This window comes from Variovorax sp. LG9.2 (assembly GCF_035018885.1).
Lineage (GTDB): Bacteria > Pseudomonadota > Gammaproteobacteria > Burkholderiales > Burkholderiaceae_C > Variovorax.
The window spans coordinates 63,711-72,644 of sequence record NZ_JASJXB010000024.1; the positions used below are offsets into that span (position 1 = coordinate 63,711).

Sequence of the window (8,934 nt, forward strand, 5' to 3'; positions counted from 1 at the left end):
CTTTTTCCTTGATTGCCTGATGAGCGGGTGATTTTTGGTAGCCGTCGATTTTCAACGGAGCGTGTCGATCGCGGGGGTGGCAACCGTCGGCATCGCGCGCGGCTGCGACAGCTTCTTGCCGATGACCACGGTCGCGACCACCGCGACCGCGAAGCCCAGTGTGACGACGTCGAGCGGTTCGCCCAGCAGCGGGATCGACGCGAGGATCGACAGAAACGGTTGCAACAGTTGGGCCTGGCTCACGCGCAGTGCACCGCCGAGCGCCAGGCCGCGATACCAGGCGAAGAAGCCCATCCACATCGAGAACACGCCGACGTAGACGAAGCCGATCCACGCCGACACCGCGATGGCCTGTGCCGGCCACAAGACGAGCGTCGCCGGCAAGGTGAAGGGCAGCGCCATCACGCAGACCCAGCAGATCACGCGCTCGGCACCGAGCGACGGCGTGACCTGCGCGCCGTAGATATAGCCGAATGACGCCGCGATCACCGCGCCGACCAGCAACAGGTCGGCCCATTCGAACCCGAACCCGCCGCCGTGCCGGCTGGCGCGCAGCATCGAAAACGCAACCACGAGCAGGCTGCCGACCACGGCGCACACCCAGAAGCCGAGCCGCGCGCGCTGATGCAACACCCAAGCTGCAACGGCGGCAGTGACAAGCGGCAGCAGCGCCGTGATGACAGCCGCGTGGCTCGCGGTGACGACGCGCAACGCATACCCGAGCAACAAGGGATAGCCGACCGCGTTGCCCAGCACGGCGATGCCGAGCGGCTTCCATTGATGACGTTGCGGCCGCGGCGATCGCGTCGCCAGCAAGAAAACGACGGAGAGCGCGCCGGCCAGCGCCGCGCGGCCGACGGTGACGAACCACGGCGACAGCTGCGGCGCTGCCTGCGTACCCGTCGCCAGCCGCGTCATCGGCAGCGTGACGGCGAAGATGGCGACGCCTAATACGCCGAGCCACATACCCAGCGTTTCGTCCTTGAGCTGCAAGCCCTTCATACGCCCACCATCCACCAAGCCGTGAGCACCAGCACGGCGGCCATGCCGCGGTTGAACCACAACAGGCGCTTCCCCTTGGTAAGCCAGCTGCGCAGCACGGCGCCGACCACCGCGTAGGCCAGGTTGCTGGCAAAGGCATAGAACAGCATGACCGGCGCGACGATGGCGAAGCGGCCCAGCGCATCGGGCTGCCCGGCGATCCAGCCCGCCACCAGCGTGAGTGCCAGCAGCCAGGCCTTGATGTTGATGAACTGCAGCATCACGCCCTGGACGAAGCCGACCGACAGCTGCGCCTCGTCGGCGCTGCCGAGCGTTGCACTGCGGCTCAGCTTCCAGGCGAGCCACAACAAATAGGCAATGCCGAGTGCCTTGATGACCAGGCGCAGCGCGGGCACCGCAACCACCAGTGAACCGATGCCTGCAGCGCAGAGCATCAGCAACAAAGTCCAACCCACGGGCACGGCGACGATGAAACGCATCGCGCGCTTCAGACCGCCGTTGGCCGCGAGCGCGGTCGACAGCGTCGTGTTCGGCCCCGGCGAAAAACTCATCGCCGTAGCCAACACCAACAGCGCGGTGAATTCTTGCCAGTCCATGGAACAGACTCTAAACTCTTGACCATTACAGTACCGACACAGATCGTCGGACAAGAGTCTCGTCTGTATTGGCCGGCCCTTCGGTACAGAGGTGAAAAACGGGACACAGACGGACACGCATGCTGACACGTACTTCTACCCAATCGCTCACCGAACAGCTCGCCGGACGCTTTGCCGAGCGCATCCGAAACCGGCTGCTGGCGCCAGGCGCGCGTTTGCCCTCGGTGCGCGAATGCGCGCGGCAGCAAGGCGTGAGCCCGCACACCGTGGTGGCGGCGTATGACCAGTTGCTGGCGCAAGGCTTGGTGGAGGCCCGCAAGCAGCGCGGCTTTTACGTGCGCGATTCAGCGCCGACGCAATCGCAGGACGCCCGTGCGGGCGGGGAGGCAAGCGCTGTGCTGAAGCCGTTGCCTATTTCCGGTGTGCCGGCCGACGCAAGCTCGTTGATTCGCGGCATGTTCCATCGGCAGAGCGACAAGCCGCAACCGGGCATGGGCGTTTTTCCGCCGGACTGGATGGAGTCGACCTTCATGCCGGCTTCGGTGCGGCGGTTGACCAGTACGAGCGCGTTGCAAGAGTTGTCTTTGCAGTACGGCGAGCCGGCCGGCGACTCGGCGCTTCGGCGCAGCCTTTCGCAAAAGCTCGCCAGCATCAACGTGCCGGCGTCGCCCGACCAGATCATCACGACCATCGGCGCCACGCACGCGCTCGACATCGTGAGCCGCACGCTGCTGCGTGCAGGCGATCCTGTGATGGTCGAAGAGCCGGGTTGGGCAATTGAATTTGCACGGTTGGAATCGCTCGGCATGCGCATCCTGCCTGTGCCGCGCCGTGCCGATGGGCCCGATCTCGAAGTGATGGCGCGGTACTGCCAAGCGCATCAGCCGAAGCTTTTTGTCAGCGTAAGCGTGCTGCACAACCCGACCGGCTACAGCCTGACGCCGGGCAGCGCGCACCGTGTGCTGAAGCTTGCCAATCAGCACGACTTTCATATCGTCGAAGACGACACTTACAGCCATCTCGCGCCTGAGCATGCGACGCGCCTGAGCGCGCTCGACGGCCTGCAGCGCACGATCTACGTGAGCGGCTTCGCGAAGATTCTGGCGCCCAACTGGCGCATCGGTTTTCTGGCGGCGCCTCCCGATGTGTTCAGCCGCTTGCTCGAAACCAAACTGCTCACGACTCTCACGACGCCCGCGTTGTTCGAGCGGGCGCTGGCGTGGTGCATCGACCAGGGGCAGTTGCGCCGGCACGCCGACCGCATCCGCATTCGGCTCGACGGCGCGCGTGCCCGCAGCGTCAAGCTCGCGCTGGCGCACGACTGCAGCTTCGTATCGGAGCCCGCGGGGTTGTTCGGTTGGGTGGATACCGGCGTAGACACCGATGCGCTCACGCAGCGCATGCTCGACGAAGGCTATCTGCTGGCGCCGGGTTCGTTGTTCCATGCAAGGCGGCCGCCATCGACGCTGATGCGCATCAACTTTGCGACCGCGCAGGACGCGACTTTCTGGAAGACTTTTGCCCGGGTTCGCGATGTGATGTGATGTGATGGGCTGGCTGCGGCGTTCAGCGCTCAGGTCGTCGGGCAGTCGATCACCTTGAACTCCACGCGCCGGTCGAGCACATCACGCGCATCGTCAGTGCCGAGTCCGGAGATCGGCTCACGCGAGCCCTTGCCAACGGCGACGGTTCGCCTGGCCGTTCCGGGCAGGCCGTTATCGAGGCGTTGAGTGATGTATTGCGCCCGCACCAATGACAATCGGTCGTTCAACGGTTCTGGCCCGGTGCGGCTGGTGTGGCCCGACACTTCCATGCACGCGTTGGCTACCCCGGTGCGCGCACCGATCTGCTTCAGCCAGACCTGGTACTGCGTGTTGATCTGTTGATCATTCACGAACAGCGTCGAGCCGGGCCTGAACAAAAACTTTACCGCGATTCGTTTTTGCGCGATGCCGTAGTCGACGATCTTGCCGAAGGCCTGCGCTGCATCGTCCTTGCGGCCGAGCTTGAGACTGGACAGATAGACGCCGTTGTAAACACGCAGCTGGTCGCCGCCGGCCGAGCGCGCAATGCCGCGATACAGGTCGAGCGCGTCGTCGTAGCGGCCCGCGTTGTAGCTGTTCATCGCGTCGTTGATCATCGCGGCGGCGACGATCTTGTCCCAATACGCCGGGTTGATCGGATCGCCGACCTTGGTGCCTTGGCAGGTCTTCACATAGCCATCGGTGGCGCCGTCAGGCACCCATGCTGGACTGTCCTGATAAAAGGCGATGGGCGTCGAGTCGACGCTGTCTGGCCGGGCGCGACCGAGGCCCTTGGAGACGATCTTGCCGCTCTGCAAGTCGACCAGCGCAAGGCACACGCGGTACCACTCGCGCGGACCCGGCGCATTGCCGCCGGCCTTGTCGACCGCGGTCACCGTGCCGATGAAAAGCAGCGGTGACCGCGTCAATGCCGTGGTCGTGAAAGGCTGCAGGTCGTAACGCGGAAAGTTCGCGCGCAGCATCGAGCCGATGCGTTGCTCCATCGCTTGGGTCGACACAGACTGGGCACCGGTGTTGCCGTCGATCAGCGGGTCGATCACCAGCGGCAACCTGCGGGTGCCGTCGGGCAACACCGCCTTGCCGAAGAGGTTGGTGGCGGCAAAGCTTACGGCGTCGTCGAACGCCATGATGGGTGGCGGGGGTGGTGCCGCAGTGACCGCGGCCGGCGATGGCGGGCTGGCGCTGGTTTGCGCAGATGCTGTCGCCGCTGTCGCCGCCGCTGCAGCAGCGGGTGGCGAAGCGGCAGCGGCAGGTTGCTGCGTGCCGCATGCGGTCAGGGTCACGCTGGCAAGCAGGGCAAGCGGTCCGGCCATCATCGCAAAGACCAATGCGGAAGATTTCATCGAGCGATCATCCGGTCTCGCTCATGGACGGACAACAGGCCGTTTGGCCGAGTCGACTCAGCCAATCGACCACCAACCTCGCCGTCCGCTTGCCGCCCACCGGCTGCTCAGAGCAGCTTGTCGGGCGCCAGCGGGCCGAAGAGCTTGAGCAGTAAACGCAGGCTGGCGCTGGTATCGGGCTCAGTCGTCGTGTCTTGCAACCCGCTGCCTTTCGGGGCTCGCCAGATGAGCTTGCCGTCTGCAAGTTCGACGTGCCAGGCACCTTCGTTCAGTGCAGCCTCGATCTGCCCGGTCGCGATACGTGAAAGCTCGTTGCTGCGGATGAGCAGCGCGACCTCGGTGTTTTGCAGTTGTGAGCGAAGGTCGAGATTCATGGAGCCGACCACCAGCAGGCGACCGTCCAGCACCAGCACTTTGGAATGGAGCATGGCTTTGGATTCGCCCGTCACGCTCGCGCCGGATGCGCCTAAGGCGCTGCCGAAGTCGGCCTGGCCGCTTCGCAACTCATACAGCTCGACGCCCATCGTCAGCATCTCTTCGCGATGCCGCGCGTAGCCGACGTGGGCGACAGGCGCATCGTTGGACGCGAGTGAATTGGTGAGCACGCGGACGCGCACGCCGCGCGCCCGGGCCGCGGCAAACGCCTGCTTCATATCATCGCCCGGCACGAAATACGGCGAGATGATCAGCAGATCGCGGCGCGATTGGCCGATCAACTGGAGCAAACCTTCGACGACGGTGTCGCTTCCGGCGGCAAGGTCTGCAGCCGCATCGAGGGCCCGGTTGGCCGGGAGATTTTGCGTGCCGTTCTGCTGACTGATGACCAGGGCCGGCGCCCGCCCGTCGCCGGCGTTGGGGCTACTTTTGTCCGGCGGAATCTTGCCAGGCTGGTCTGCCAGTACGACGGCAGGCGCCCAGACGAAAGCGGCGGTGGCGAGGTCGATCGGCTTTTCGTCCCATGCGTGCGAGCGTTGTTCGGGCGTCGGACCGTCGTCGGTGCGTGTTGCAGGCGAGGTTGATGCTGTTGCGCTGGCTCCCTCGCGCGCCGCGGCGGTGGCATTTGCCTCGTCGGAACTTCGTTTTTGGCTGGCGGCATCGGCATCGCGGGAGCGCTCCCGAATTTGGGCGAGCTCCGCTTGCGACACCAAAGACTCGACAGGATAGGAACGTTCGTTGTTCCAGTAGGTGTCGAAGCTCCTGGACAAGTCGCGCACGATGGGACCGGCTGCGAGCACGTCGAGGTCGACGAAGTTGCCGACGGTGGAGTTGCCGAAGTACGCGTCGCCTAAATTGCGACCTCCGGCCACACCCATGGCGTTGTCGGCGATGAAGAGCTTGTTATGCATGCGCTGCTGTACACGCGACGCTTCGCCCAGCGAGTTGGCCATGCGAGAAAGAGCTGAGCTGCGGTCGCCGGCCAAAGGGTTGAACATTCGCATCTCGATGTTTTTCTCGAAGGCCAACCGCAGCACGAGCGCATCGCGTCCGGTGCTGTGAAAGTCGTCGATCAGGATGCGTACGCGCACGCCACGTGCCGCCGCATCACGTACACCAGAGAGCAGCCGGCCGGTGCTGGCATCGGCGTGGATGGCGTAGTACTGGAGGTCGAGCGTCTTTTGCGCAGATTCGACCAGCGCGAGTCGACTGCCGTAGGCCGCCTGTGGGCCGTCGAGTAAAACGAAGCCGGAGTCGAACCGGGCCGAGGCGGCGTCATGCCGCCGCTGGACGAGTATGGCAAGCGCGGTATCCCCTGCCGATACCAATGCAGTCGACACCGGCCGTTCGACATTTTTGGGCAACTGTGCGCAGGCCGAAATGAGCAGCGCCGCGGCCACTGCGGCACACCAGCGCTGCATGGTTTTGATCGGATGCTGCGGGGCACTGGACAAGGACATGCTGAGATGGCGTGGTGTTAGGCGCGTGTTGTTAGGTGCGTGTGTATAACGCAGTCGCCGACGCTGACGCGTCGGACAACCCAGGCGAACCGCTGCAGCTTGTCGCCCGCGATTGCTAACGCGTAGCGCCGAGCTCTTCCTGGCGCTCGAGCGCGACCAGCAACTCTTCGTCGATCTGCAAATGGCGCTCGCCCAGTTCGGCTGCGCGCGAGGCTTCGCTCGAATAGATCGCGCCGCCGTCGACTGCCAGCATTTCTGCAATCCGCTTTTGTTCGTCCTCGAGCGCTGTGATCTGTGTCGGTAGCGCTTCCAGCTCCCGCTGTTCTTTGTAGCTCAGCTTCTTGCGCGTGACGACGCGCGCTGGCGCGGCTTCGGCTTTGGGCGCAGCGGCCGCTGCTGCAGGCGCGGCAGCCGGTGCTGCTGCGGCGCGCTGTTCGGCGATCTCTCGTGCGCGCTTCGACTGAATCATCCAGTCTCGGACGCTGCCCTCGTACTCGCGCCAATGGCCGTCGCCTTCGAAAGCGATCGTGCTGGTGACGACGTTGTCGAGGAAGGTCCGGTCGTGGCTCACAAGGAAGACCGTGCCGTCGTAGTCCTGCAGCAGACTTTCAAGCAGTTCGAGCGTGTCGATGTCCAGGTCGTTGGTTGGCTCATCGAGTACGAGCACGTTGGCTGGCCGCGCGAACAGGCGTGCCAGGAGCAGGCGATTTCGTTCACCGCCGCTGAGCGACCGAACGGGTGAATTTCCGCGGGCCGGCGAGAACAGGAAGTCGGCCAGGTAGCTTTTGACGTGCTTGCGCTGGTTGCCGATTTCGATCCACTCGCTGCCGGGGCTGATGAAATCCTCGAGCGTGGCGTCGAGATCGAGCTTGTCGCGCATTTGGTCGAAGTACGCGACCTGCAAATTGGTGCCACGGCGAATCTTTCCGCTGTCGGGCTCGAGTTCGCCCAGGATCAGCTTGAGCAGAGTGGTTTTGCCGGCGCCGTTTGGGCCCATCAATCCCACTTTGTCGCCACGCAGGATCGTGCCGGTGAAGTTGCGGATGACAGTCTTGGGACCGAACGACTTTGACGCTTCTGTGAGCTCGGCCACGATCTTTCCGCTCGACTGCCCCGATGCAACATCCATGTTGACGCTGCCCTGCACATCGCGGCGCGCGGTGCGGTTGTCGCGAAGCGCCTCGAGTCGGCTGATTCGGCTTTGGCTTCGGGTACGGCGTGCTTCTACGCCTTTGCGAATCCAGATCTCTTCCTGAGCGAGCAGCTTGTCGGCCTTGGCGCTGATCACCGCCTCCTGAGCGAGTTGCTCCTCCTTCTGTATGAGGTACTGCTCGAAATTGCCCGGATAAGAGCCAAGCTTGCCCCGGTCCAGCTCGATGATGCGAGTGGCAACACGATTCAGAAAGCTGCGGTCGTGCGTGATAGTCACGACGCTGCCTTTGAAGTCGATCAATAGCTGCTCGAGCCATTCGATTGAATCGAGGTCAAGGTGATTGGTGGGTTCGTCTAGCAGCAAGACGTCGGGTGATGCCACGAGCGCTTGTGCCAGGGCGACCCGCTTGCGCGTACCGCCCGAAAGGGATCCGACGCGGGCGTTGCGGTCCAGGTGCAGCCGGTGCAACGTTTCTTCTACGCGCTGCTCCCAGTTCCAGGCGTCGAAAGCTTCGATCTTCGACTGGAGCGCATCGAGATCCAGCCCGTCCGCACCTGATAGGTAGAGGTCTCGAACTGCGATAACTTCGGCGAGGCCGGCACTCGCGGCTGTGAAGACATCCGCATCCATGTCCAGTAACGGTTCCTGCGCCACGTACGAGATCCGAAGGTTCTGCTGGAGCTGCAGCGTTCCGTCGTCTTGCTTTTCAAGGCCGGCCAAGATCTTGAGGAGCGAAGACTTGCCCGTGCCATTGCGGCCGATCAGGCCGATTCGCTCGGATTCGAGGAGAGAGAAGTCCGCATGATCGAGCAGCGGAACGTGACCGTACGCGAGTTGTGCGTCGAGGAGAGTGATGAGTGCCATGTGGCACGGATTATCGGAGGCGAGACTGTCTCTTCACTTGCGGCACGCGGTGCATAGTTCGAAACGACGCTGTAGTTCGCCCTCTGTTTGCTGCCCTCCTTGCGCGAGCATCGAGATTTTTTATACTCGATGGCCTGACGTAATCTGTTTGGCGTCTTGGCGGACAGATAGGTGACATGAAACGCGGGCCACTTAAAGAAAAGCCGCAGAAGTTGACGGAGCTGCAAAAACCACGTCATAATCGAAGGCTGCACTGAACGCGACGGAAATAAAAGTTCTGATTGAACTTTCTTACAAGTCGAAGAAGGTAAAGGCCCCAGAGGTTGACAGGTTTCAAGTAAACAGGTCATAATCGAAGGCTTCGCTTAATGCGAAATGTTTTTGAAGCCCTTTCCGGAATTCAACTGCAAATCAAAATAAGCGAAAAAGAAAGTTGACAAGCTTTTAAAATACATGTTAGAATCTAAGGCTGCGCTGATCACAGCGAAGCGAGTTACTCGGCAGAAGATGTTGAGTAAACAGTTCGTTAAAAATTTA

Annotated in this window: 6 protein-coding genes; 1 reads left to right on the plus strand and 5 read right to left on the minus strand. The window is 62.8% G+C overall.

Going from position 1 to position 8,934, the window contains the following annotated elements:
* Positions 1-51: 51 nt before the first annotated feature.
* Together QN413_RS20425 and QN413_RS20430 are read right to left on the minus strand one after the other, a co-directional pair.
* A complete protein-coding gene (locus QN413_RS20425; RefSeq protein WP_323498403.1) occupies positions 52-1,002 on the minus strand; it encodes a DMT family transporter in 951 nt (316 codons plus the stop codon).
* The gene (locus tag QN413_RS20430) at positions 999-1,598 is read right to left on the minus strand and encodes a LysE family translocator (RefSeq protein WP_323498404.1); all 600 of its coding nucleotides are present in this window, start codon (positions 1,596-1,598) and stop codon (positions 999-1,001) included. The genes QN413_RS20425 and QN413_RS20430 overlap by 4 nt, the downstream gene beginning before the upstream one ends.
* Before the next feature lie 119 nt (positions 1,599-1,717).
* Between QN413_RS20430 and QN413_RS20435 the strand changes: the two genes are divergently transcribed.
* Entirely contained in the window at positions 1,718-3,142 is a 1,425-nt protein-coding gene (locus QN413_RS20435) for a PLP-dependent aminotransferase family protein (protein WP_323498405.1), read from the plus strand.
* Positions 3,143-3,171: 29 nt separating this feature from the next.
* On the opposite strand, the gene QN413_RS20440 is transcribed toward QN413_RS20435, so the two are convergent.
* The 3 genes from QN413_RS20440 to QN413_RS20450 all read right to left on the minus strand — a co-directional run bounded on the left by QN413_RS20440 (position 3,172) and on the right by QN413_RS20450 (position 8,397).
* Positions 3,172-4,485 carry an OmpA family protein gene (locus QN413_RS20440; RefSeq protein WP_323498406.1) on the minus strand — a complete coding sequence of 438 codons (1,314 nt, stop codon included), beginning with the start codon at positions 4,483-4,485 and terminating at the stop codon, positions 3,172-3,174.
* Between the two features lie 107 nt (positions 4,486-4,592).
* Positions 4,593-6,380, minus strand: coding sequence for a phospholipase D family protein (locus QN413_RS20445; protein WP_416352215.1), 1,788 nt, complete (start codon positions 6,378-6,380; stop codon positions 4,593-4,595).
* 115 nt (positions 6,381-6,495) lie between these two features.
* Positions 6,496-8,397 (minus strand): ATP-binding cassette domain-containing protein, encoded by a 1,902-nt coding sequence (locus tag QN413_RS20450; RefSeq protein WP_323498407.1) that lies wholly within the window; start codon positions 8,395-8,397, stop codon positions 6,496-6,498.
* Between the last annotated feature and the right edge of the window lie 537 nt (positions 8,398-8,934).

Bases quoted from the DNA above. Each gene is read 5' to 3' on its own strand.
- QN413_RS20435 (WP_323498405.1), top strand. From the start codon at position 1,718: ATGCTGACACGTACTTCTACCCAATCGCTCACCGAACAGCTCGCCGGA.
- QN413_RS20430 (WP_323498404.1), bottom strand. From the start codon at position 1,598: ATGGACTGGCAAGAATTCACCGCGCTGTTGGTGTTGGCTACGGCGATG.
- QN413_RS20450 (WP_323498407.1), bottom strand. From the start codon at position 8,397: ATGGCACTCATCACTCTCCTCGACGCACAACTCGCGTACGGTCACGTT.
- QN413_RS20425 (WP_323498403.1), bottom strand. From the start codon at position 1,002: ATGAAGGGCTTGCAGCTCAAGGACGAAACGCTGGGTATGTGGCTCGGC.
- QN413_RS20440 (WP_323498406.1), bottom strand. From the start codon at position 4,485: ATGAAATCTTCCGCATTGGTCTTTGCGATGATGGCCGGACCGCTTGCC.
- QN413_RS20445 (WP_416352215.1), bottom strand. From the start codon at position 6,380: ATGTCCTTGTCCAGTGCCCCGCAGCATCCGATCAAAACCATGCAGCGC.